We start from the raw sequence: 22,816 nt of genomic DNA on the forward strand, positions 1-22,816 counted from the left end.
CTGAGCAGTGTTGACGCAGATGGCCAGCAGAAAACAGATTTTGTGGGACGACGGCGAGCGGGTGCTGTCCCGTGAGCGCGGTTCGAATGATGGCAGCCTACTGGCGGTGCGTCCGGCGATGGGCCAGCCATTGCCGAGCACCCTGGAGCGTCTGGCGCATGAATACAGCCTCAGGGACGACCTCAATCCTGCCTGGGCGTTGCAGCCGACAGCTTTCGAGCGTACGGGCACCCGAGTTCGTCTGCTGTTCGACGATCCGGGTGGCGAGCCGTTGTCGCGATTGCTGGTCGCTCCGCTGGATATCGAAACCTGTCTGGAATTGGCCACGAACATCGCCAAGGCACTGGGCCATATGCATCAGTGTGGTCTGGTGCACAAAGACCTGAAACCGCAGCATGTCTTTGTCCATTGCCATGACGGGCAGGCGCGGCTGACCGGCTTCGGCCTGGCCACGCGCTTGCCACGGGAACGGCAAGCGCCCACGCCACCGGAATCTATCGCCGGCACGCTGGCTTACATGGCGCCGGAGCAAACCGGGCGGATGAATCGTTCGATCGATTCGCGTAGTGATCTGTATGCCTTTGGCGTGACGCTGTACCAGATGCTCACCGGCTCGCTGCCGTTCAGTGCCAGTGAACCGATGGAGTGGGTGCATTGCCATATCGCGCGGCTGCCAATGCCCGTGTGTGAACGGGTGGCGACGGTGCCGCCGATGTTCTCGCGAGTGGTCATGAAACTGCTGGCGAAAACTGCCGAGGAGCGCTATCAGAGCGCAGTCGGTGTCGAGCATGACTTGCGCCGTTGCCTCGATGACTGGCGCCGTATGCGGCAGATCGAGACGTTCACGTTGGACGAGCAGGGCGCCTGCGAGCGCTTGCTGATTCCGGAAAAACTCTACGGCCGCGAACACGAAGTGCAAACGTTGATCGATGCCTTCGCCAATGTGGTGCAGACAGGCGCGCCGACACTGGTGCTGGTATCCGGCTATTCCGGCATCGGCAAATCGTCGGTGGTCAGTGAACTGCACAAGGTGCTGGTGCCGTCGCGTGGCTTGTTCGCCGCCGGCAAGTTCGACCAGTACCAGCGCGACGTGCCTTATTCGACTCTGGTTCAGGCCTTTCAGGGGCTGGTGCGGACGCTGTTGGGCAAGCGCACCGACGTACTGGCGGGCTGGCGCGAAGCACTGTTGCGGGCACTGGAAGCGAATGCGCGGTTGATCACCGATCTGATCCCCGAACTCAAGCTGATCATCGGCGAGCCGCCGCCCGTGCCTGAGTTGGAGCCGCAACAGGCGCAGCAGCGGTTCCTTCAGGTCTTGCAGCGTTTTATTGGCGTGTTCGCTCAGTCCGAGCATCCGTTGGCGCTGTTCCTTGACGACCTGCAATGGCTCGACGCGGCCACCCTTGATCTGCTCGAAGATTTGCTCAGTCGCGCAGAGACCCCTCATCTGCTGCTGGTCGGTGCTTATCGCGACAACGAGGTAGATGGCGATCACCCACTCAGCCGCACACTCAAGACCCTGCATCACGCCGGCGTACACATTGACGAAATTCGTCTGGCGCCACTGGCTGGCGCGCACATCGAACAACTGATCAGCGAGTCACTGCGCTGCCCGCCGGCGAGCATTGTCGCGCTGGCGCGGCTGGTGCTGGACAAGACCGCTGGCAATCCGTTCTTCGTCATCCAGTTTCTGCACGCCCTGGCCGAGGAGAAGCTGCTGACATACGAGCCTGCGTGCCAGCGCTGGCGGTGGGATGTGCACCTGATCAACGGCAAGGGCTACACCGACAATGTCGTCGATTTGATGGTCGGCAAACTGGCGCGGCTGCCCCAGGAAACCCGCCAGGCGCTGCAACAACTGGCCTGCCTGGGCAACGTCGCGCGTCTCGACACGCTGGCCACAGTCCTTGATGTGCCGGTGCCTCACGTTCACTCCGCATTGTGGCCGGCGGTGCGGCTTGAGTTGGTCGAGCGTCAGGACGGTGCCTACAGGTTTGTGCATGATCGCATCCATGAGGCGGCGTATTCGCTGATCGCTGAAACCGAACGGGCGCAAATGCACTTGCGCATCGGCCGGCTGCTGGCACTGCAAACCCAGGGTGAGCGGCGCGAGGAGGCGATCTTCGAGATTGTCGGCCAGCTCAATCGCGGTGCGCATCTGATCAGCCTGCGTGCCGAGCGCGAGCAACTGGCCGAGTTCAACCTGCTCGCCGGCCAGCGAGCGAAGGCCTCGACCGCTTATACCTCAGCACTGACCTATCTGGGCGCCGGCGCAGAACTGTTGGGCGAGCAGGGTTATGACAGTCGGCATGAACTGGGTTTCGCTCTGGAGCTGAACCGTGCCGAGTGCGAATTTCTCACCGGCCAACTGCAGCTTGCCGACTCGCGCCTGGCGACATTGGCCGAGCGCGCCGTGACCACCGTCGAGCGCGCGGCGGTGGCGTGCCTGCAGATGGATGTCTACTTGCTGCTTGATCGCAGTGACCGGGCGGTGACGGTGTGTCTGGCCTTTCTGCGTCAGGTCGGCATCGATTGGCCAGCGCGTCCGGACGATATTCAGGTGCGCGACGAATATCAGCAGGTCTGGACCAGCCTGCGCGGGCGCAGTATCGAGCAGATGATCGACTTGCCGCTGATGGAGGATCCTGCCGCGCGGGCCACCCTCGATGCGCTGGGCAAACTCTTCGCGCCGGCGGTGCAGTCGGATCTGAACCTCGCCAGCCTGACCATTTGCAAAGCGATCAGCCTGAGCCTGCAATATGGCAACTGCGACGCCTCCTGCCTGCTCTATGCCAACTTCGGGCGCGTGTCGGGGCCGCGTTTTGGCGACTATGCCGCTGGTTATCGATTTGGCCGTCTGGGCTGCGATCTGGTTGATCGGCGCGGGCTCACGCGTTATGAGGCGAGCACCTGGTTGTGCTTCTCGATCTTCGTGGTGCGCTGGATGCGGCCAGTGCGCGAGTGCCGCGAACTGTTGCGCCGTGCGCTCAACGCGGCCCATCGCAGCGGCGATCTGCCGTATGCCGCGTTCGCCGGAAACAGCCTGATTTCCGATCTGTTGTTTATCGGCGAGCCGCTGGCCGAGGTGCAGGCGCAAGCGGAATCAGGGCTGGTCTATGCACAAAAGGTCGGTTTCGGTCTGGTGGCGGATTTCATGCGCTGCCAGTTGACGCTGATCCGCATGCTGCGCGGGCAGACGCCGACGTTCGGCTGTTTCGACGATGACGGGTTCGATGAAACAGCTGTCGAGGCGCATCTGGCCGGTTCGGCGGATCTGGCGCTGGCGCGCGGCAAGTACTGGGTACGCAAGTTGCAGGCGCGCTATCTGGCCGGGGATTACGCGGCGGCCGCTGAGTGCGCGGCCCAGGCGCAGGGACTTTTGTGGGTGGTTTCGGCGTTTTTCGAGGAGGCCGAATACCATTTCTACGCGGCGTTGACCTTGGCGGCCCACGGCGAAACTGACGCCGGTGCTTTGCAGCGTCTGGGTCAACATCATGAACAGTTGCAGACGTGGGCGCGCTTGTGTGCAGAGACCTTCGCCAGTCAGGTGGCGCTGGTCGGCGCGGAAATGGCGCGCGTCACCGGACAGTTGCTCGAAGCCGAATTGCAGTACGAGCAAGCCATTCAATTGGCTCAGGACAATGGTTTGCTCCATATCGAAGCGCTGGCCAACGAACTGGCCGCACGGTTCTACGGCGCTCGCGGGCTGGTCAGGATATCCCGGGTTTACCTGCGCGACGCACGCTACGCCTATCTGCGTTGGGGGGCTGCTGGCAAGGTGCGGGAGCTGGAGCGACGTCATCGTTTTCTGCGTGCCGAAGAGGCGCAACCGAATCCGGTCACCACGCTCATTACGCCAGTTGAACATCTCGACCTGGCAACGGTGCTCAAGGTCTCTCAAGCAGTCTCCGGCGAGATCGTCCTGGACCGTTTGATCGAAACGGTGATGCGCACCGCGATCGAACAGGCCGGGGCCGAGCATGGCCTGCTCATTTTGTTGAACGCCGACATTCCCTATGTCGCTGCGCGAACCCGTATCGGCGACGGTGCCACGCAGCTGTGCAACGCGCCGCTGCACACGGTGGCGCTGGCAGAGTCAGTGCTCTACCAGACGCTGCGCACCGGCGAAAACCTGTGCCTGGACGACGCGGTTGCCGATCCGCTGTTCGCCGCTGATCCATACGTTCAGCAACGAGGCGCGCGCTCGATCCTGTGCCTGGCATTGATGAATCAGGCGCGGGTCGCCGGGGCGCTGTATCTGGAAAACAACCTGTCCGCCGGGGTGTTCAGCCCGACGCGTCTCGCCGTGTTGCGCCTGGTGGCGTCGCAGGCAGCGATCTCGCTGGACAACGCGCGCCTGTACCGCGACCTCGCCGAGCGAGAAGCGAAGATCCGTCGGCTGGTCGACGCCAACATCATCGGCATCATCGTCTGGGGCGTGGAAGGGGAAATCATCGAGGCCAATGACGCGTTCCTGCGCATGGTCGGTTACACCCGTGATGAGTTGCTTTCGGGCAGTGTCCATTGGCGTGACATGACCCCGCCGGCGATGCGCGCTAACAGCGATATTGCACTGGCAACGGCGATCCACACTGGCCGGGCCCAGCCATTCGAAAAGGAGTACATCCGCAAGGACGGCAGTCGGCTGCCGGTGATTGTCGGTCTGGCTGCCTTCGAAGCGAGTCAGCAACAGGGCCTGGCCTTTGTGCTGGATATCAGCGAACGCAAGCTGGCTGAAGAGCAAGTGCGCGAAGGCGAGCGTCGTTATCGTCAGGTGCAAACGGAACTGGCCCACGCCAATCGTGTGGCAACCATGGGTCAGTTGGCCGCATCGATTGCCCACGAAGTCAATCAGCCGATCGCCGCCACGGTGACCCATGCTAATGCCGCGTTGCGCTGGCTCGGTGCAAAGCCACCAAATATCAACGAGGTCGAGCAGGGCCTGCGGCATATCATTCTCGACGGCAACCGCGCCGCCGACGTACTCGGGCGCATCCGCGCGCTGATTCACAAAACGCCACCGCAGCGTCAGCCTGTCAGCCTCAATCTGCTGATTGAAGAAATGGTCGGTTTCAGCCGGGGCGAAGCGCTCAAGCACGGCGCCGAAGTCAGCGTTGAGCTGGCGGCAGATTTGCCTTTCGTAGTGGCGGACCGGGTCGAACTGCAACAGGTGTTGCTCAACCTGATCATCAACAGCCTCGAAGCCATGACGATCATGGCAGAGGGGCAGCGACGTCTGCTGATTCGCAGTGAGGCGCTGGGCGATAACGTGCACATCAGCGTCAGCGATTCGGGGCCGGGCTTTGCCTGCGAGCGGGCGGAGCAAGTGTTCACGGCGTTCTTCACAACCAAATCCACCGGGCTGGGCATGGGCCTGTCGATTTGCCGCACGATCATTGAAGGACATGGCGGCAAATTGTGGGCCGAGCGCAATGAGCCGAGGGGGGCGCGGGTGGTGTTTGGCTTGCCGCGTTGTGAATGAACATGATCAACAGCCAGGCTACCCGGGCATTGAGCCCGGATGTTTCTGTCGGTGAGTTCAGGCCACCGGAATAGGATTTTCCAGCAGCGACAGGTTGAACTGCTCGATCAACCCGTGCTCGTTCGCGCCCTGGTTGGCTCGCAGCGGCAGCACTCGGTCGACCAGCACTTCGGTGGTGGCGGTTTCCAGCTTGATCAGGGTTTCCTCGATGAACTCGTCCAGCGGCATGGCGCGCTCGTCGCCGCTCTTGTGGATCAGGTCGGTATCGACCCAAGGTGGCGCGATTTCCAGGACCTTGACGCTGGTGTCGCGCAGCATGAAACGTTGCGACAGCGAGTAGGAATGGATCGCCGCTTTGGTCGCCGAATACAGCGCCGTGGTCGCCAGCGGCAGGTAGGCCAGCACCGAGCTGTTGTTGATGATGTAGGCCTCGGGCTGGCGCTTGAGGTGTTCGACGAACGCCGCGCTGACGCGCACCGGGCCGAGCAGGTTGGTCTGCAACAGACCGACGGCCTGTTCATCGTCGTAGTCGCCGGAACCCGCGTTGTCGAAGGGCATGATCCCGGCGTTGTTGATGATTACGTTCAACGACGGATGGCGGCGGATGACTTCGGCGGCGACGTCGTTGATCTGCTGCGCATCGTTGATGTCCAGCTGCACGGTATCGATGCCCGGGTTGGCCTGGGCAATCTCTGCCAGCAGGGCCTGGCGACGGCCAGCGATGATGACCTTGTTGCCGCGCTGATGCAGGGCCTCGGCCAGTGCGCGGCCGATGCCGGAAGTGCCGCCGGTGATGAAGATCGTGTTGGCTTCAAGTTTCATGAGCTGCGTCCCGCAAGTGGATTGATTGGCATGTGAACCATGATGGAGAAAACCTGCTCCGACCTGAATGACGTATGTGGTAGTGTTTCAGGACATTCAACAAACGGAGCGCGACCATGCATCGAGTCGGCTATCTGCTCACGGAAGGTTTTCAGGTCATGGCGCTGGCGACCCAGTCGGTGTTCGAGTTCGCCAACATCGTCACCGGCAAAGCCGTGTACAAGGTGCAGAACTTTTCCCAGGCCGGCGGCATCGTCAGCTCCTCGCTGGGCTTGCACGTCGATACGTTGCCGCTGACGCAAGCGGGGCTGGCCGACAGTTGGCTGGTGGCGGGAACGCTGACACCGATGACGCCGCCCGATGCTGACGTGCTGCACAGCGTGCGCGGGCTCGCCGACGGCGCACGCCGCGTGGCCGGCATCTGCACCGGCTCGTTCGTACTGGCGCAGGCCGGTGTACTGGATAATCGCCGCGTGACCACGCACTGGGCGTTCGCCCCGGCGCTGCGCAGGATGCATCCCTCGGTGAATGTCGAGGACGACCGGATCTTTATTATCGACGGCCCGGTGTGGACGTCGGCGGGCATGACCGCTGGTGTCGACATGGCGTTGGGCATGGTTGAAAAAGATCTGGGCAGCGACATTGCGCGCTCGGTGGCCCATCGGCTGGTGATGCATCAGCGCCGCTCGGGCGGGCAGTCGCAGCACTCGGAATTGCTGTCGCTGTCACCCAAATCCGATCGCATTCAGAGTGCGCTGGATTACGCGCGCAAGCACCTCAATCGCCCGCTGAGTGTCGAAGAACTGGCCGAGGTGGTGCACCTGAGTCCGCGGCAATTCACCCGGGTGTTTACCGCCGAAACCGGCCAGTCTCCAGCCAAGGCGATAGAGAGCCTAAGGCTGGAAGCAGCGCGTTTGCTGATCGAGCAAAGCAGTCACAGTCTGGATGTGGTCGCCAGAGAAACCGGGTTTCGTGACCGCCGGCACATGCGCGAGGTGTTCATGCGCGGGTTTGGCGTGCCGCCGCAGGCGGTGCGGCGCGATTCGCGGCGGATGGTATGACGTGACCAGGGTCTACGAAAAAATGTTGACCCCCATTCTGCCGATCAGGAATACGAGCAGGATCAGGAAAAAAACTCTGATGAAACTGCTTCCATAACGTAATGCCAAAAAGACACCGGTCAGTGCACCGGCCATATTGCATAAAGCAACTATGCCGCCAATCGCCCACAAGACATTACCGGAGGGGATAAAAAATATGAGCGCAGCGCTGAACGTCCCCAGGTTGACCAGTTTTGCAGAGGCTGATGCATTGAGGAAATCAAAGCCAAAGACCTTGACGAAGATAAACAGCAGCAGGCTGCCACTGCCCGGGCCGAAGACACCATCGTAGAAACCGATCAGGCTGCCAAAGAAAACTCCAAGGCAAATGTCTTTCGTTCCGAAGTGGCGGTCTTTGCCTGCCAAACCAAGTTTTTTTTCCATAAACGTGTAGATAGCCATGACTATCAATATGAAAAAGACAACGATCTCCATCAATCTTTTAGGAACAAGGGATACCGAGAGAGCTCCGAGAAAAGAAAATAAAAAAGCGGCGAGCATGGTCGGAAGCATTAAATTCCAGCGAATTTTTATGCGCTTCAGGTAACCCGATATTGATGAAATATTGCCTGCCAGAACGGCCAGTTTGTTGGTGCCGAAAATGGTGGCAAGGCTGTACTGGGGTAGAGCATGTAGAAGTGCCGGCACCTGTACCAGGCCCCCGCCACCGACCGCAGCGTCTATCAGGCCACCACAAAACGCGAAGAAACCCAATGCAAGAACAGCGTGTTCAACATCCATGCGATAGATCCCTGCGGAACGTCATTTGGCCGGAAGGTTCATGAGTCGCTCGTGGTTTGGTTTAAATATCGTCAAAACATGCCGATCATTCTCCAAGCTCACATTATGAGAGTTCATCGGCATGCTTCGTTAATCCATAGAGATCAACAGGTCATAATCCGATGCATGGCGGAGAATGCATTGCCGACTCTTTCATTGTAATTGAGCATGATGCCCTTCAGTCGCGCAGGCTTGAATTCCAGACCTACCGTCTGACCGTAAGCTTGCGCGGCCGCCAAGGCATGCAATCCGTGTTTGTTCTCAACTTCTCCGGAGTGCCCCATTACGTAGCCTTTGGCGTTACGCAGGTTTTGCGTGTTTGTCCTCAAGAACGGATTGGCCGCGAGGAGCTTTGCTTCAATATATTGAGCGATGAAATTGTATTCACGACCGTTCCACAGTTCAGATGAGATTGAAACCATCATCGCATCCATAATTGAAGATTTGTGTTCCTGCGAGTTTAGTGCCGTTTTATGCTTGGCGACCCCGGTGTTGTATAGGAAGTCCGCGAAGTCATTGCATTCAGCAATTTTGAATTGTTCTTCAACCCAGGCTGACGCACCAAAAGCTGCAGTCATGTAGTTGTACATTCCGTCATGGCCCTGATGTCCAAGACCGAAATCATCTTTCGCCACTTCATGCATATGCGCCATGACATTGTGGTAACCCTCACGTCTGTCGGCAGATACCGATATCGCATCCGCCGACAGGCGCATGATGATTTTTGCCGAGACAAGGCTGGTGGTTTTATGGGTTTCATTCCACCCATTGAAAAAGCTCAATACCGACGAGTCTATTACTGGCTTTTCGAGGAACGCCCTGAATGCGCTTTCAGCCGCCAGTTGCGCGTCTTGCGTGATGGAATGATTGAGTACCTCAAGCATGGCGTCCTGTATCTCAGCAACGTTGCCGACGCAGGCCAGCAACGGTTGACGCCGTTGGTTTTCTTCTAAGGTACGTCCGGGAATTTTCAAGTTGCGTATGTGCTTGGGCAGGGCCTGGATAAATGTCTCGCCAAATTCTTGCATGGATTTATGTTCAAGCGGTTCCAAACGACTCTGTGGCGATGCTGAGCTCATGATGTGTCCTTCTCCCTAAAGACCTATGAAATGTTTGGTTTTAACGCACTTTCTTGCCTTGCAGCGGCGAAATTAGCCCGATTTGTTGGCCTGCGACAAGTGACTTATACTGACCAAATCATTCATTTTTAATGAGCGTTTACATGGAGTTTTCGCAACTGGTCATGTTCAAGGCAGTAGCCGATCTGGGCAGTATCGTCCGTGCCTCGGAGCGATTGCACTGCGTGCCGTCCAACATCACCAACCGCATCAAGCTTCTGGAACGTGAGCTTGGAGTTGACCTGTTTATAAGGAAAGGCAGAGGATTGATCATCAGCCCTTCAGGTCGGCTTTTTCTCGGCTATACCAACAAAATCCTGTCTTTGTGCGAAGAATCGCAACGAGCGCTTGATCCGTCGTCAGCTCCTTCGGGAGAACTCAGGATTGGTGCCATAGAATCATCCGCTACCGGCCGGTTACCCAAAGTGCTATCCAGGTTTCATCAACTTTATCCGGCTGTACAAATGCAATTCAGCACTGGCGATTGGTCACAATTATCCGCAGAAGTGGTCAACTACACGTTGGACGGGGCAATAATTGCCGTCAGGCCAGAACATCCGGACATCGAGAGTCTGGAGATCTATGAAGAGGATCTAGTGGTGATTGCCTCGCCGTCCGCGGGGGTGATAAACCAGCCAGAGGACCTGCGCGGTGTGGATTTATTCATGTGGCCTGAAGGATGTCCCTACAGAAAGGCTTTGGTAACCTGGCTGGAGCGGTACAAAGTTTTCAATCCGATAACAAGCATAGCCAGTTATGGCACCATCCTTGGCTGCGTAAGTTCAGGCGCCGGGATATCGTTGGTGCCCAGAGGCATGTTTGAACAGTTCCGCCAGCTCGGCGGTATTCAAGGATTCTTCTTCAATGACTTAAAGCCTGTGCAGAATTATTTTATCTGGAACAGGCACGTTGAATCTCATCGCGCAAAAGACAAGTTTGCCGATTTGCTCAAGGAAGAGTTCAAGGTTTGAGAAGTGGGCGGCAGTTGGCCCTATCCTGCAAAGTTCGCCTGCACTCGTCATTCAGCACAAGGGACCGAGCGCTTACAGAGACCACTGATAGGCTCTCGCAACCATGGTCATTGGATTGAAATAAATGAATCTGGAAGCGCAACTGCGGGATCTGATTGCTGAAGATCTCGTCCGCATGCACATCTTGCGCATAGTCAGGGATCTCAACTTGCCGGACTGCTGGGTTGCCGCAGGTTTTGTGCGCAGCCTGGTTTGGGATCATCTGCATCAGCGCCAACCTTCGCCGTTGCCCGAGGACATTGATGTCATATGGTTTGACAGAACACGTCCCGGTGATCAAACGGATTTGGCCGTGGAGGTCGAGCTTGCAGCACTGTGCAGTGACTTGAAGTGGTCGGTGAAAAACCAGGCACGCATGCACCAGCGGAACGCCGATGCGCCTTATGGGGCGGCTGCGGATGCAATGACGTTCTGGCCGGAAACTGCTACGGCAGTAGGTGTCAGGCTTGATCGGCATGGTGCGATAGAGGTTTCGGCGCCGTTGGGGCTGGAGGATTTGTTTGCGCTGAAAGTGCGGCCAACCGCCCGATTTGAAAGTGATAAATACGTGGTGTTTCTGGAGCGCCTGCAGTCGAAGAGATGGCTCGAGATCTGGCCGAAATTGACGCTCGTAACGCAGGGTTGATGCCGCCCCGATTGATCGTTTAAACCGATAAGGAAATCTTTATGCATCCCGACCTTTCGTAGAGCGCTCGGGTTTTTGATTGAGGCTTTGAAGTACCAGGGACAACTAGCGGCACACGACCGAGGAGCAAAATGGAGATTGACCCGCTGCTTAAGAAGCGACAGTTGAATGTGCAGGAGCAGAATGCTGTGACTGCCCATCGCCTGATCCCCTTGTAGGAGTGAGCCTGTTCGCGATGACGCCAGCCCATTCACCGCCACATAAACAGAAAACCCTTAGCCCGTTTAAACAGTAAATCAAGCATTAAGCAAACGGCTACAACGCCTTGCGCCATTCCCTACGACTACGCCAGAATCCGCCGGCTTGTGCGTCTGCCGTTCCCTCCGTAACTTGATTCCTGTCACTGCTCATCAGTGATCGGGTCTGCAAGCCCGTCGGAAATCAGTCGCATACCCCTGCCAAAGGACATTCGTTCGTGTCCGCTCAATGGCGGCTTTGTGCGGGAGACCTTCGGGTCTGCCGGGTTCCTGATTTCCCGGTCTTGCAGACCCGCGCACAGCTGCCACCCATCATCTGCAAGTGATGTTGGCAGCTCCAGACGAATAATCAGGAGTTTCACCATGTTCAAGGTCACACCCAATCCCCCAACCACCGACCCCGCATCCCCCTACGAATCAAGTGCATCGAAAAAACTCCACGAAGCCGCCGAACGCGCCCTCGATCACTACCTCGGCCCGGCAGACATCCTGGCCAGCACCAACACCCCGGAACAGATGTTCCTCGCCAACCCGAAATACGACACCGAATCCCTGCTGGCCAACGCCAGCGAATCCCTCGGCTCGGCCACCACCATGCTCTACGACTTCGCCGCGCTGCTCGACAACCCGCGCCGCAAAACCCTTCTAGGCATCGCCCAGGTCGTCATGCTCGGCGAAATCGCGGTCAATCAGGCTTTGGACAAAGTCGAAATAGCCAAATAACCCGCAATGCGACGAGCGCAAAATCTCGTCGCAACACCCGGGCGCACCACGGCTGGCACACGGCCACGGCTTGCACCACCCGGGCTCGACTGTCACCCTTCGGGCCGTTCTTCAAGGATCAGAACAAGGAATCAAGGATTGAGTGGTTACGTTCCAAACCCGCCGAAAAACTACCGCTACGAACAAGCCAAACCCGTCGACCTGCACGCCCAGCACTGGGCCGAATATGAGAAGCACGGGAAAGAGCCCGCGCGCGAGCCTGTGAAGATAGGCATTGCGTTGAGGATCGGCGTTTTCTTTGATGGCACAGGCAACAATGCGAACAACTCTGCTGCGGGGTTGTTGTGTGGTGCTCAGCATCCGATTGCGCCGGAGGATATTCCTCCCAGTTGTCAGCCCTATATGGGAGATCCGGACAGCAGTTATGGTGCCGGGCCTACGAATATCAAGAAATTGTTTTCTCTGTATAAAAAGACCCAGAAAGCCGAAGGCGATGGCTTTCTTAAGTACGTCTCAAGCCCAATATATGTCGAAGGTATAGGCACTGAAAGCAATCAGATGGATAGCGCTGTAGGTGCTGGAACGGGGCGAGGTGAGACTGGTGTTACGAGTCGCGTACAAGCGTCCTTCACGCAGATAAAACAAGCTATCGAAGAGGCACTGCAAGAGAACCCCGACAGTGAAATTGCGTCCCTGACGTTCGATACATTTGGCTTCAGTCGTGGGGCTGCTGCTGCACGGCACTTCGCAAATGAAGTGGTGAGGGGTAAGCAAGGAGCTTTAGGAGATCTCCTAAACCGGAACGCCGCAGATTTCAGTCGCACCTTTGATAATAAATACGGAAACGGCATCAAAATGGGTTTCATCGGGCTCTTTGACACGGTGCCCTCAATTGCCGGCTTCACCAATCTTGGCCGGGTGAAAAGTCCTATAGCTCCCGGTGTGAGGCTTTACCTGGACCGTCAATACTTCACGGATGTCGTACATCTCGTAGCGCGTGATGAGTGTCGCGCTAATTTTGCGCTCAGCCGAGTGAAGCCCGCGCACCCTGAGTACACTCTTCCCGGGGTTCATTCGGATATTGGCGGCAGCTATCTTGATGAAGTAGAGGAACGCGTGCTTGTCAGTCCGATGCAAACTCTCGATGTACCTCGGTACGTAGACGTTTCAACGACGTCGATTTATCACGACGCCGCGCGCGTAAAAAGCGAGTGGCTTGCTAAAGGATGGCCTGCGCATCTGCTGGATATTGTTACCCCGGCTTCCTTGGAAATTCCGCAAGAGCATCAAGACAGGCTTTCACCGGGGCAGAAGCGCGTATATGCCGCTCTACAATTGAAACGTCCGGTGAGTGGAAAACTTTCGAGAGTTTATTTAAAAGTCATGTATCAGCTGGCAAAAGAAAAGGGTGTTCAATTCATTGATATACCGGAAGATGACGAATACTCCGTGCCGGCAGAGCTGCAACCTCTTTGTGACCGATTTCTCACCGGAAACTACAGAACAACTGCAGAAGAAGAGGCTTTGCTCAAGCTGAAGTACATTCATACCTCTGCAAACTGGAATCATCCCCTTGGAAGAAGAGACGGGAGCGGTATTGATGCTGTTTACATCAACGCCCCGACGGAAGACGCGATCCGTGTACAACATCCTCACGTAGCTGATTGGAAGCTCTGGTAATGAAGTCTGTAATCGCTCTGCTTGTCGCCTTATTGTTAATGGGCTGCCAGAAAGGAGGTTTCGAAAGTGGAGAAAATGACCCCAAGTCTCCTTGGTGGCAAATAGGATTCGTTGAGCCGAATTACATGAAGATCTGGGTTGAGGACAGCTCGGTGCTGGATATCAATAACAGAATGTTTTTCAGAGTCGGTGGAAAATCCGCTCCCGGAGGCGAACCAGAAGATGGGACGGAGTCTGCCCGTGGTTGGGGAACAGTCGGTGGTTCTGGAGTTTTGGTTACCGGTGCTGACCTTCCTCGAATGATTTTTGTCCGTTGGCAGTCGATATCGGAGCAGAAAACCTATAAAGGCTTCATAGAGATTCCAGAGGAAGCGAGGCAACTGATGGTGCTGTCCACACATCAGCGGTGCCCGAAGACTCCCGAAAGAACCGCACGTTACTCCGCAACGCTGCTTGTGGGGCTCGCCCCGGGGGGAGTGCTTCAAGCGTGGGTCAGGGACTCCTGCCACCGCCCGATAAAAGTCTCCCATGCTCAAGGCGAACTCGAACCTCTCGGCCCGGAGCAGGGCAAGCATGGCGGGCGCTATGCCTATCCCGTGAGTGAGAAGGCCAAGCGTTACATTGATAAGTTCGGCATCCCGTACGGTAGTTGGTAAATGACGTGGATGGAGCGCCGTCCACTTTTCAAGTGCTAGACCGTTTCACTTCTTTTGAGTTGAATTAGGGGCGGCGTCTTGAGAATAGGAAAGGCCGACCGTTTCGATGATGTCGACTACGACGCAGGCTATGAGTATCGAGGGTTCAATTACCTGATTCTGGATGGTGTCGATCAGTTTCTCGTCAGAACTTACGATGACCAACCCGGTAGCGCGACGGTTGTACGCCCTGCCATGACCACAAGCACCAGACTCAGAACGCTAGCGGAATTCTTACGAACGGAGCTGGAGGTAACTGCGATTTATCTCTACAAGGGTGAAATAGGAAGCTATGTCCAGGTAGACCTCGAGAGCCTGCAATTCTGCTGATCCGGTATCGAGCCGGGGGCGATAAGCAGGACTCGCCAACCAAGAGTCCCGCCACCACACCCCCTCAAACCTCAGCCTTCACCCCAACCTTCAACGCCGCTTTGCGATACGTCAGCAAAACAATCCCGCTCACCACAATCACGCCACCGATGATCTGTCCTCTGCTAAGCATCTGATCCAGCACAATCCAGCCCATCAACAACGTCGCCAATGGCTCAATGTTCATCACCGGTGCGTTGCGTGGCATGTCCAGCCTGGGTACGGAAATGAACAACACAATGAAGCCGGTCCCATAGAGCACGACGAGCGTGGCAAGGGCCAGCCAGCCGGTTGAGGTGGCGGGGAGGTTGAGTCCGCCGGGGAGGGCGCCGGTCAGGCCGGCCAGGTTGACGCTGCTGAAGACGATGAAGATGGTCAGCAGGCTGCGCACCGAGCCGCGCACTTGCGACAGCTTGTGATCAGTGATCCACAGCGCGCAGGCGAATACGCTGGCGGCGCAGAAGGCGAGTGCGACGCCCAGTAGCCATTCCGGGCCGACGCTGGCGCTGTCTGACAGACGTCCGGGGACGTCCAGTACGAACACCAATCCCATGAGAATCAAGCCCATCAACATCGCGGTGCGCGCGCTTGGTCGTGGGCCGCCCAGCGCCCAGGTCAGCAAGGCGAGCAGGATCGGAAACACGTTGGCCACCAGCAGGGCCAAAGCGACCGGGACCCGCGCGACAGCGGAGTACAGACATAGGCTCTGCGCGGTGATCAACAGCCCCAACAGTAATTGCCAACGCCAAGCGCCCGCCGGCAGACGCAGACTTTGCCGCTGCCACAGGACGAGAATGGCCAGCACCAGCAAGGTCCCGCCCGAGCGCATCAGAATCGCCAGCAACACGCCCGCGCCATCATCAAAAGCGACCCGTGCCGCGACGTGGTTGCCGGCGAACGCACAACCCATGCACAACAGAATGATCACGGCGAGATAACGGGGGAAGGGCGGCGGTACGGTTGGCGCAAACTCAGGACGGGACATGGCAGATCTCAAAAATGATAGCCACTCGGGGTGGCTCAGGTTTTTATTATGTTGTCGTACAACTGCCAGATTTGTACCGTAATCGAGCGGGGCCGGCAAGCTTGAAAGGCTTGTAAAATCGCTTGGTTGTGGTGCTGCTTAGATCTTAGAGGTCGTATAACTTGCTCGTTAAACCCGAGCATCGAGTCGAATTGCCCACCCATCCTCTCGAGCCTGACCGACCAGAAAATCCACAAAAGCCCGGGTTTTTGCTGGCAATAGTTTCTGGCTGGAAAAGTACAAATAGATCTGCCCTGCATCGACATACCAATCGGGCAAAACCCTTTCCAGCGTACCGTCCTGCAGATACGGCAGCACATCCGGAACCGCCAACAGCGCAACCCCTAATCCCAAGCGCGCGCACTGACACAGCGCCTGCGGATCGTTGACCAACAGGCGCGGCGTCAACTCGAGGGGCGCTCGTTGCCCGTCGGGGCCTTGCAGCATCCAGCTACGCACCTTGCCGGTCTGCACCGAGCGCATGGCCAGGTGATTCAGCGTCGACAGCTCTTCAATGCGCTGGACGCGCGGGCGCCCCGACAGATACTCCCGCGAGGCCACCAGAATCAGATGCGCCGGGGCGATGGCTCTGGCGACCACACCTTGCGCGAGTTCGATGCCGCCGCCGATAGCCGCATCAAAGCCGTCCGCGATGAGATCGACCTGGCGATTGTCGACATGCCATTCGGGGATCACGGCGGGATATCGATTGAGAAATTCCGGCATCAGCGGCAGCAGGAAATCCCTGGCAAAACCCGGTGCCGCACTTAGACGCAGGGTGCCGGAAGGCTCTCCGGCATTGCCGGCCACATCGGCGATCGCCGCTTGAACACTTTCCAGTCCTGAACCGACATTGGCCAGAAAGCGTTCTCCCGCTTCGGTCAGCGTGAGTTTGCGCGTGCTGCGCTGAAACAAGCGTACGCCGAGGTTAGCCTCCAATTGCGCGACATTGCGGCTGACCGCCGCGGGTGTCAGGCCCAGGCGGCGCCCCGCCGCAGAGAAGCTTCCTGCCTCGGCGCTGCGCACGAATGAGAGCAAATTACCCAACGTTTCCATCCGCGCACCTTCAACTAATGATTGAAAGTGATTCTAGTTGTCTTCCACTACTGGTGGAAGATCAAAAAGCGTCTCATAGCCTCATCAACTTCAACCACCCAGAGGCTCGACCATGAACACATCCACGCTTCCACTGACCGGCAAAATCGCCATCGTTACCGGTGGCTCACGCAGCATCGGCGCAGCCATCGCCAAACGGCTCGCGGCAGATGGCGCAACCGTCGCTATCACCTACAACGCATCGCCAGATCGCGCCGCAGCGGTCGTGCAGGAAATCGTTGCGGCGGGCGGCCAGGCTGTGGCGCTGGCGGCCGATGCGGGCAATCCCGAGGCTGTACGTGCAGCGATTGCCGAGGTTGCACAGCGTTTTGGCAAGATCGACATTCTGGTGAACAACGCTGGTATCAGCCTGCTCGGTGCCCCCGAGGACATCGCCTTTGAGGACTTTCAACGCATCCTTGCGGTGAACGTGACCGGCGTCTTCGTCGCCACTCAGCAAGCGCTCAAACACATGGGGCAGGGCGGCCGCATCATTCACATCGGCAGCTCGATGGTGCAATACGCTGCGTTCGCTACCGCCTCCGTCTACACCCTGAGCAAAGGTGCGCTGACCGGTTTCAGTCGTGGACTGGTGCGCGATCTGGGGCCGCGCGGCATCACTGTGAACACAGTCCATCCTGGCCCGACCGACAGCGACATGAACCCGGCCGACGGGCCTATTGCGGACTTCCTACGCCCGAACATCGCCATGGGGCGGTACGGCGAGGGCAAGGATGTTGCCAGCGCGGTGGCGTACCTGGCCAGTGCAGAGGCAGGGTTTGTCACCGGCGCAGAATTAATCGTCGACGGCGGCTTCACAGCGTAAGGAGAGCATCATGATTATCAGCATCATTGGTACTGGCTCCATCGGCACCGCCATCGCTCGGTTGCTCGTCAACGCAGGCCTGCCGGTCAGCCTGGCCAACAGCCGCGGGCCGCAGAGCCTTGCCGGTTTGGTCGACGAATTGGGTCCACTCGCACAAGCGGTGACGGCTCAGCAAGCAAGCCAGGCGGACATCGTTTTTCTGGCGGTGAACTGGTCGAAAATCCCCGACGCGGTGCGCGATCTCGGGCCTTGGGATGGGCGCATCGTGATCGATGCCAACAACCCGATCGAGGCGCCACTGTTCAAACCGTTCGATCTGGGCGGCCAGCCGTCTTCGCAAGTGGTGGCGCAGATGCTGCCCGGTGCGCACGTGGTTAAGACGTTTAACCACTTGCTCGCAGCGTTGCTGAGCGATCCCACCGCCGAGGGCGGCAAGCGTGTGCTGTTTTATTCCGGCGAGGATGCGGCCAGCAAAGCTCGAGTTGCGGAGCTGATTGATCAGTTGGGGTTTTTTGGCATCGACTTGGGCGGTGTGCAGCAGGGAATGCTTGCGCAGTTTCCGGGCGGACCGTTGCCAGCCTTGAACCTGGTCAAACATGGTTAATCGCCGAGCCCGGGCAACCGGGCTTCACATACCAATCGAGGATTCAAAAATGTCTGGCTCAGATTCGCGAAATATCAATGAGGTGGAAAACTACGACACCTTGCTGCGGGCCAACCTGCAGCGGGTGTTCAACCAACGCGATGCACAAAGGCGCTTGGCGGCGGTGCAGGAGCTTTTTGCAGAGGCACCGACGATGTATGAACCGGCTGGCATCGTCACCGGGCAAGCGGCGATTTCGGCAGTGGCCGGTGCGTTGCTGGATCAGTTCGGGCCGGACTTCGCTTTTGTTGCGGAGGGAACTGCAGTTGGGCATCACGGATTGGGTTATCTGCGCTGGCACGCCGGCCCGGGCGATGGGCCGGTCATCGTCAGCGGCGTCGATGTGGCAGAAATCAGCGAAGGGAAAATCGTGCGGTTGTGGGTGTTGCTGGATGCGCCCCAAGGCTGAGCTGTCCGGCAGGGCGGCAGATCGGGTTCCATTGCCGCCTGTCGCCGACTGTCAATCAGATCGATATCCCGCATTGACATATCGAAGAATCTCGATATCCTCGGCGAATGGAACTGATCGAAATCTTCAAAGCCCTCTCGAACCCGACGCGCCTCAAGATCCTTGAAGGCCTGAAGGATCCCGTGAAGAACTTCCCCCCGCAGGATGAGGGTGACGTTCTTGTTGAGGGTGTCTGCGTCAGCAGTATCCAGGAAGGTATCGGCCTGTCGCAGTCGACGGTGTCGAGTTATCTGGCCACGTTGCAGCGGGTGGGGCTGGTGGAAGTGCGGCGCATCGGTCAATGGACCTACTACAAACGCAATGAGGCAGCAATCAGCGCGCTTGCAGAGATCATAGGGAAAGAGCTGTAAGTTTTTTTACTACAGGATATCGAGAATTCTCGATATCCCTCTTTATCGATACGAGGTTTTGCCATGAAAGCGATGATTCTGAAATCCTTCGGCGGTCCTGATTCGTTCGAACTCAGCGACGTGTCCAAACCGGTTCCGCAAGCGGGCCAAGTGCTGGTCCGAGTGCACGCCACTTCCATCAATCCGCTGGATTACCAGGTTCGGCGCGGTGACTATCCCGACCTGGTGCCGCTGCCAGCCATTACCGGTCACGACGTGTCGGGCGTGGTTGAATCCATCGGGCCGGGCGTCAGCGCTTTCGCGCCGGGCGACGAGGTCTGGTACACCCCGCAGATATTCGACGGGCAGGGCAGTTATGCCGAGTACCACGTCGCAGCCGAAAGCATCATCGCCAGGAAGCCTGCTTCTCTGAGCCACCTCGAGGCGGCCAGTCTGAGTCTGGTCGGCGGTACGGTTTGGGAAGCGCTGACCGTGCGCGCCGTGCTCCGCGTTGGCGAAAGCATTCTGATCCACGGCGGCGCCGGCGGGGTCGGCCATGTGGCGATTCAGGTGGCCAAAGCCATGGGCGCCAGGGTCTTTACGACCGTGCGCGAGGCCAACGCCGAGTTCGTCCGCAGCCTGGGTGCCGACGTGGTGATCGATTACACCCAAGAGGACTACGTCGAAGCGATCATGCGCGAAACCGCCGGGCATGGCGTTGATGTGGTGTTCGACACCATCGGCGGCGATACCCTGTCCCGCAGCGCCGACGTGCTCGCTCAGCTTGGCCGCGTGGTCTCGATCGTCGACATCGCGCAGCCACAAAACCTCGTCCAGGCCTGGGGCAAGAACGCCAGTTACCACTTCGTCTTCACCCGGCAGAATCGCGGCAAGCTCGATGAATTGAGCGCGTTGGTCGAGCGCGGCCAGTTGCGGCCACATGTGGGCGCCGTCTATTCGCTCGCCGACATCCCGCTCGCCCACGCTCGACTGGAGAGCGCCAACAACGGTCTGCTGGGAAAAATCGCCATCGCCGTCGAGCCTACGCTCATCGTCTGAATCCGCTCACTGATTTTGGAGAAGCATCATGGTTTATGAAATCGCAGTCCTGCCCGTTCACCCGCAACAGACTGAAGCCTTTCGACGGGCATTTGCCGAAGTCGAACCGTTGCTGACCCGCGCCAAGGGATACGGCGGCCACTTGCTGGCGCAAGGTATTGAAACCCCCGAGCAATTCAATTTGATCGTGCGCTGGCAGTCACTTGAGGATCACTCGCCGGGGTTTGAGCAGAGTGAAGACCACCAGCGGTTCATGCTGGGGTTGGAGGATTATTTTTCGGCGGAACCGATGGTGTACCACATTGAGGGTGGTGCTTTTCCGGGTGGCGACTTTGGCGTATCGGACAGCGGAGCCAGCGTAGGCATCTGAGGGAGCGTGTGGCTGTTCGTCACAAGCGGCTGTGGCTGGTCGAGCACTGTTTGTGATGAATTGCCACTTTAATTCCGCTTTGGCCTGTTCGTGGGGCAGGGGTGGCAGGCAAAATGCGCCGTTTTCCATATGTCTCGTACTGCAACTCATCCAAGGAAGGCCACTTGAAAGTCACTCCCCACGCTTCCCTGCGCCCTGAAATCTGGCCAGCCGTTGTTCTATTGCTGCTGGCAAGCCTGATCACTACCGGCTGCACGCGCTCCCATACTCCAAAACCGGTGGAGCGCGATCCTTGTCTGGATGCCGGTCCAGCGCATACAACGGCCTACGCCAAATGCATGAGCGAGCGGGAAGAGCGCCAAGCTGAAGCGCTCAGAATACTGCTCAGTGATGATCCTGCTGACAATCCGCAACGGCAAGTGGCCGTGCCAGGCGACAGCGATTTCCAACCGTCTGATTTTCCTGACGACCCAATGCCAGCGAGTTTTCGCATGCCTTCCGACCTGAATCTCAAGGATACCCGGGCATTTCCTTACAAGGCTCGCATCAGCTGGAAATACGTGTCGGATCGCTTCCTGCCGAGTTCAAAGGAATCCGCGCGGATGATGCAGGTAGACCGCCTGATTAAGACGGCCGTAACGGCGGATGGGTTCGCAAAGTGGGGGTGCACGGTCACCGGCGGAAAGCGTCAGGTGTGGGTTTTCTACACCTTGGACGACGCGGCCTTTGTCAGCCGTGTGCAGGCAGCTCTGGCGCAGACCGGGCCTTATCCGATCGAGTTCAGCAGCCGTAAACAGACGGATGTGAGTGCTGAGGTGCAGAATGCCGAGCAACCTCGACTCACGCCCAAGCGATGCCTGGAGTGAAGACTCTCAACGGATAACCTCTTGAAACGGACTTCTCTCATCGCAAGGAGTCCGTAGCCGTAGTCGCTTCAGAGGCGTTCGTTGCGGGCGCAGCGATCATCTCATGCCGACCGCAACCTCTTCAGCATACCGATTTTCCTCCGACGTTAGCCCAGCGCTTTGGTGGTAGGCTGCATCCCCTCAGCCGTACTTTCTGTACTCCTGAATTGCCCTTTCCGAAATCTGCGCCGGCTCAGTTGCTAGCGTTGATGAATTTCCCCTGCGGACTACAGCCATGCGCCTGCCAGATTTCATTCTCGAAAACCTAGAGCCGATACTGCAGGCCTGGGAAGATTTCGCCCGCACCATCGAGACACCAGGTGCGGAACTCGATAACGCTGCGCTGCGCGATCACGCCGAGCAGATGTTGCACGCCATCGTTATCGATCTGCGGAGCAAGCAGACCATCAGCGAGCAAATTGCCAAGGCCCAGGGTCATGCGCCGCGCGACGATGAAGAAACGGCTGCGGAAACCCACGCGGTGACGCGGCTGATGGCCGGTTTCACCATCGATCAGATGGTGTCGGAATACCGCGCGCTGCGCACCAGTGTGCTGAGCCAGTGGCTGCGTCAGGTCAAGGATGGCAAATCGGTGAATGTCGACGACATGACGCGTTTTCACGAAGCCATCGATCAGGCGCTGGCCGAGTCGATTGCCAGCTACTCGCGCGCCGTCGAGGCGTCGCGCAACGTGTTTCTGGGGATTCTCGGCCATGACTTGCGCACGCCACTGGGGGCGATTCTGCTTGGTGCGGATATGTTGCGGCGTACAGAGACTGCCGACCCGCGCACCAGCAAGGTGGCCCGGCAGATCTACGCCAGCGTGCAGCGCGCCAGCGAGATCGTTGGCGACCTGCTGGATCTGACGCGCTGCCAGATGGGGCCGGGGATTCCGGTGAAAAAATCCCTGATCGATCTCAGCCCTGTGTGCGAGCGGGTGATCGAGGAAATCCGCGCCTTTCATCCGCAGGCCAACGTGCGGTTCGATGCGAAGGAAGCGGTGATGGGAGCCTTCGATGGCGCCAGGATGGAACAGGTCTTTTCCAACATCATCAGCAATGCGGTGACCCACGGCGACAATAAGTTTCCCGTCTCGGTCGAGTTGCAGGTCCGCGAGGATTGCGCGGTGTTCACCGTACATAACGGCGGTGAACCGATTCCGGAGGATGTATTGCCGTTCATCTTCACCCCGATGGGGCGCTTCTCGCAGCGCTCCGTGGTTGATCACGGGCCGGTTGCCGGGCTCGGTCTAGGCCTGTTTATCGCTTCGGAAATCGTCGCCTCGCATGCCGGCTCGATCGAGGTCAGCTCTGACCTGGAAGGCGGAACCGTGTTTCGCGTAAAGCTTCCGGTTAATGCAGAAAGCCCCGTCACCATCTAGGCCAATCGATGGAGGGCCGGCCCCGGCCCTCCA

The 22,816-nt window shown here is 58.2% G+C and carries 20 protein-coding genes; 15 read left to right on the top strand and 5 right to left on the bottom strand.

Annotation, left to right across the window (positions count from 1 at the left end; all coding sequences use genetic code 11):
* The first annotated feature begins 19 nt into the window (after nt 1–19).
* On the top strand, nt 20–5,482 hold the full coding sequence (locus tag CKW30_RS01530) for an ATP-binding sensor histidine kinase (protein WP_056784805.1): 5,463 nt from the start codon (nt 20–22) through the stop codon (nt 5,480–5,482).
* A 57-nt stretch (nt 5,483–5,539) separates the two neighbouring features.
* Here the strand turns inward: CKW30_RS01530 and CKW30_RS01535 are convergent, their stop codons facing one another.
* Entirely contained in the window at nt 5,540–6,304 is a 765-nt protein-coding gene (locus CKW30_RS01535) for an SDR family oxidoreductase (protein WP_095179612.1), read from the bottom strand.
* A gap of 116 nt (nt 6,305–6,420) precedes the next feature.
* Here CKW30_RS01535 and CKW30_RS01540 point away from each other — a divergent pair, with 116 nt between their 5' ends.
* Complete coding sequence (locus tag CKW30_RS01540) at nt 6,421–7,365, top strand: GlxA family transcriptional regulator (RefSeq protein WP_095179613.1); 945 nt, start codon at nt 6,421–6,423, stop codon at nt 7,363–7,365.
* Nucleotides 7,366–7,377: 12 nt separating this feature from the next.
* Here the strand turns inward: CKW30_RS01540 and CKW30_RS01545 are convergent, their stop codons facing one another.
* Both CKW30_RS01545 and CKW30_RS01550 read right to left on the bottom strand, forming a co-directional pair.
* Complete coding sequence (locus CKW30_RS01545) at nt 7,378–8,145, bottom strand: TSUP family transporter (RefSeq protein ID WP_056784810.1); 768 nt, start codon at nt 8,143–8,145, stop codon at nt 7,378–7,380.
* A gap of 143 nt (nt 8,146–8,288) precedes the next feature.
* Nucleotides 8,289–9,263 (bottom strand): hypothetical protein, encoded by a 975-nt coding sequence (locus CKW30_RS01550; RefSeq protein ID WP_095179614.1) that lies wholly within the window; start codon nt 9,261–9,263, stop codon nt 8,289–8,291.
* A gap of 143 nt (nt 9,264–9,406) precedes the next feature.
* Between CKW30_RS01550 and CKW30_RS01555 the strand changes: the two genes are divergently transcribed.
* The 5 genes from CKW30_RS01555 to CKW30_RS01580 all read left to right on the top strand — a co-directional run bounded on the left by CKW30_RS01555 (nt 9,407) and on the right by CKW30_RS01580 (nt 14,274).
* A complete protein-coding gene (locus CKW30_RS01555) occupies nt 9,407–10,273 on the top strand; it encodes a LysR family transcriptional regulator (RefSeq protein WP_095179615.1) in 867 nt (288 codons plus the stop codon).
* A 124-nt stretch (nt 10,274–10,397) separates the two neighbouring features.
* A complete protein-coding gene (locus tag CKW30_RS01560; RefSeq protein WP_095179616.1) occupies nt 10,398–10,958 on the top strand; it encodes a nucleotidyltransferase family protein in 561 nt (186 codons plus the stop codon).
* A gap of 620 nt (nt 10,959–11,578) precedes the next feature.
* The gene (locus CKW30_RS01570; protein ID WP_024012551.1) at nt 11,579–11,938 is read left to right on the top strand and encodes a DUF6124 family protein; all 360 of its coding nucleotides are present in this window, start codon (nt 11,579–11,581) and stop codon (nt 11,936–11,938) included.
* A 138-nt stretch (nt 11,939–12,076) separates the two neighbouring features.
* On the top strand, nt 12,077–13,618 hold the full coding sequence (locus CKW30_RS01575) for a DUF2235 domain-containing protein (RefSeq protein ID WP_095179618.1): 1,542 nt from the start codon (nt 12,077–12,079) through the stop codon (nt 13,616–13,618).
* Entirely contained in the window at nt 13,618–14,274 is a 657-nt protein-coding gene (locus tag CKW30_RS01580; protein ID WP_095179619.1) for a DUF2931 family protein, read from the top strand. Before CKW30_RS01575 ends, CKW30_RS01580 begins: the two co-directional genes overlap by 1 nt.
* 433 nt (nt 14,275–14,707) lie before the next feature.
* On the opposite strand, the gene CKW30_RS01590 is transcribed toward CKW30_RS01580, so the two are convergent.
* Together CKW30_RS01590 and CKW30_RS01595 are read right to left on the bottom strand one after the other, a co-directional pair.
* Complete coding sequence (locus CKW30_RS01590) at nt 14,708–15,667, bottom strand: DMT family transporter (protein ID WP_095179621.1); 960 nt, start codon at nt 15,665–15,667, stop codon at nt 14,708–14,710.
* A gap of 168 nt (nt 15,668–15,835) precedes the next feature.
* Nucleotides 15,836–16,762 carry a LysR family transcriptional regulator gene (locus CKW30_RS01595; protein WP_095179622.1) on the bottom strand — a complete coding sequence of 309 codons (927 nt, stop codon included), beginning with the start codon at nt 16,760–16,762 and terminating at the stop codon, nt 15,836–15,838.
* A 112-nt stretch (nt 16,763–16,874) separates the two neighbouring features.
* Here CKW30_RS01595 and CKW30_RS01600 point away from each other — a divergent pair, with 112 nt between their 5' ends.
* From CKW30_RS01600 to CKW30_RS01635, 8 genes are all read left to right on the top strand, one after another.
* Nucleotides 16,875–17,627, top strand: coding sequence for a 3-oxoacyl-ACP reductase family protein (locus CKW30_RS01600; protein WP_041480567.1), 753 nt, complete (start codon nt 16,875–16,877; stop codon nt 17,625–17,627).
* 7 nt (nt 17,628–17,634) lie between these two features.
* Nucleotides 17,635–18,231 carry an NADPH-dependent F420 reductase gene (locus CKW30_RS01605; RefSeq protein WP_218192295.1) on the top strand — a complete coding sequence of 199 codons (597 nt, stop codon included), beginning with the start codon at nt 17,635–17,637 and terminating at the stop codon, nt 18,229–18,231.
* A gap of 49 nt (nt 18,232–18,280) precedes the next feature.
* Nucleotides 18,281–18,679 (top strand): nuclear transport factor 2 family protein, encoded by a 399-nt coding sequence (locus CKW30_RS01610; protein ID WP_095179624.1) that lies wholly within the window; start codon nt 18,281–18,283, stop codon nt 18,677–18,679.
* Between the two features lie 107 nt (nt 18,680–18,786).
* Entirely contained in the window at nt 18,787–19,089 is a 303-nt protein-coding gene (locus CKW30_RS01615) for a helix-turn-helix transcriptional regulator (RefSeq protein ID WP_024012559.1), read from the top strand.
* A 63-nt stretch (nt 19,090–19,152) separates the two neighbouring features.
* On the top strand, nt 19,153–20,127 hold the full coding sequence (locus CKW30_RS01620; RefSeq protein WP_095179625.1) for a zinc-dependent alcohol dehydrogenase family protein: 975 nt from the start codon (nt 19,153–19,155) through the stop codon (nt 20,125–20,127).
* A 28-nt stretch (nt 20,128–20,155) separates the two neighbouring features.
* The gene (locus tag CKW30_RS01625; protein WP_095179626.1) at nt 20,156–20,497 is read left to right on the top strand and encodes an antibiotic biosynthesis monooxygenase; all 342 of its coding nucleotides are present in this window, start codon (nt 20,156–20,158) and stop codon (nt 20,495–20,497) included.
* 164 nt (nt 20,498–20,661) lie between these two features.
* Nucleotides 20,662–21,363 (top strand): DUF695 domain-containing protein, encoded by a 702-nt coding sequence (locus tag CKW30_RS01630; RefSeq protein ID WP_159894605.1) that lies wholly within the window; start codon nt 20,662–20,664, stop codon nt 21,361–21,363.
* A 274-nt stretch (nt 21,364–21,637) separates the two neighbouring features.
* Nucleotides 21,638–22,783 (top strand): sensor histidine kinase, encoded by a 1,146-nt coding sequence (locus CKW30_RS01635; RefSeq protein WP_095179628.1) that lies wholly within the window; start codon nt 21,638–21,640, stop codon nt 22,781–22,783.
* Nucleotides 22,784–22,816 lie beyond the last annotated feature (33 nt).

This window comes from Pseudomonas sp. Irchel 3F6, assembly GCF_900187595.1.
Classification (GTDB): Bacteria; Pseudomonadota; Gammaproteobacteria; order Pseudomonadales; family Pseudomonadaceae; genus Aquipseudomonas; species Aquipseudomonas siliginis.

What these genes read in the sequence shown, in the direction of transcription:
- CKW30_RS01570 (WP_024012551.1), top strand. Translation starts at nt 11,579, where the DNA reads ATGTTCAAGGTCACACCCAATCCCCCAACCACCGACCCCGCATCCCCC.
- CKW30_RS01530 (WP_056784805.1), top strand. Translation starts at nt 20, where the DNA reads ATGGCCAGCAGAAAACAGATTTTGTGGGACGACGGCGAGCGGGTGCTG.
- CKW30_RS01560 (WP_095179616.1), top strand. Translation starts at nt 10,398, where the DNA reads ATGAATCTGGAAGCGCAACTGCGGGATCTGATTGCTGAAGATCTCGTC.
- CKW30_RS01600 (WP_041480567.1), top strand. Translation starts at nt 16,875, where the DNA reads ATGAACACATCCACGCTTCCACTGACCGGCAAAATCGCCATCGTTACC.
- CKW30_RS01535 (WP_095179612.1), bottom strand. Translation starts at nt 6,304, where the DNA reads ATGAAACTTGAAGCCAACACGATCTTCATCACCGGCGGCACTTCCGGC.
- CKW30_RS01620 (WP_095179625.1), top strand. Translation starts at nt 19,153, where the DNA reads ATGAAAGCGATGATTCTGAAATCCTTCGGCGGTCCTGATTCGTTCGAA.
- CKW30_RS01545 (WP_056784810.1), bottom strand. Translation starts at nt 8,145, where the DNA reads ATGGATGTTGAACACGCTGTTCTTGCATTGGGTTTCTTCGCGTTTTGT.
- CKW30_RS01635 (WP_095179628.1), top strand. Translation starts at nt 21,638, where the DNA reads ATGCGCCTGCCAGATTTCATTCTCGAAAACCTAGAGCCGATACTGCAG.
- CKW30_RS01625 (WP_095179626.1), top strand. Translation starts at nt 20,156, where the DNA reads ATGGTTTATGAAATCGCAGTCCTGCCCGTTCACCCGCAACAGACTGAA.
- CKW30_RS01610 (WP_095179624.1), top strand. Translation starts at nt 18,281, where the DNA reads ATGTCTGGCTCAGATTCGCGAAATATCAATGAGGTGGAAAACTACGAC.
- CKW30_RS01580 (WP_095179619.1), top strand. Translation starts at nt 13,618, where the DNA reads ATGAAGTCTGTAATCGCTCTGCTTGTCGCCTTATTGTTAATGGGCTGC.
- CKW30_RS01595 (WP_095179622.1), bottom strand. Translation starts at nt 16,762, where the DNA reads ATGGAAACGTTGGGTAATTTGCTCTCATTCGTGCGCAGCGCCGAGGCA.
- CKW30_RS01555 (WP_095179615.1), top strand. Translation starts at nt 9,407, where the DNA reads ATGGAGTTTTCGCAACTGGTCATGTTCAAGGCAGTAGCCGATCTGGGC.
- CKW30_RS01540 (WP_095179613.1), top strand. Translation starts at nt 6,421, where the DNA reads ATGCATCGAGTCGGCTATCTGCTCACGGAAGGTTTTCAGGTCATGGCG.
- CKW30_RS01590 (WP_095179621.1), bottom strand. Translation starts at nt 15,667, where the DNA reads ATGTCCCGTCCTGAGTTTGCGCCAACCGTACCGCCGCCCTTCCCCCGT.
- CKW30_RS01615 (WP_024012559.1), top strand. Translation starts at nt 18,787, where the DNA reads ATGGAACTGATCGAAATCTTCAAAGCCCTCTCGAACCCGACGCGCCTC.
- CKW30_RS01550 (WP_095179614.1), bottom strand. Translation starts at nt 9,263, where the DNA reads ATGAGCTCAGCATCGCCACAGAGTCGTTTGGAACCGCTTGAACATAAA.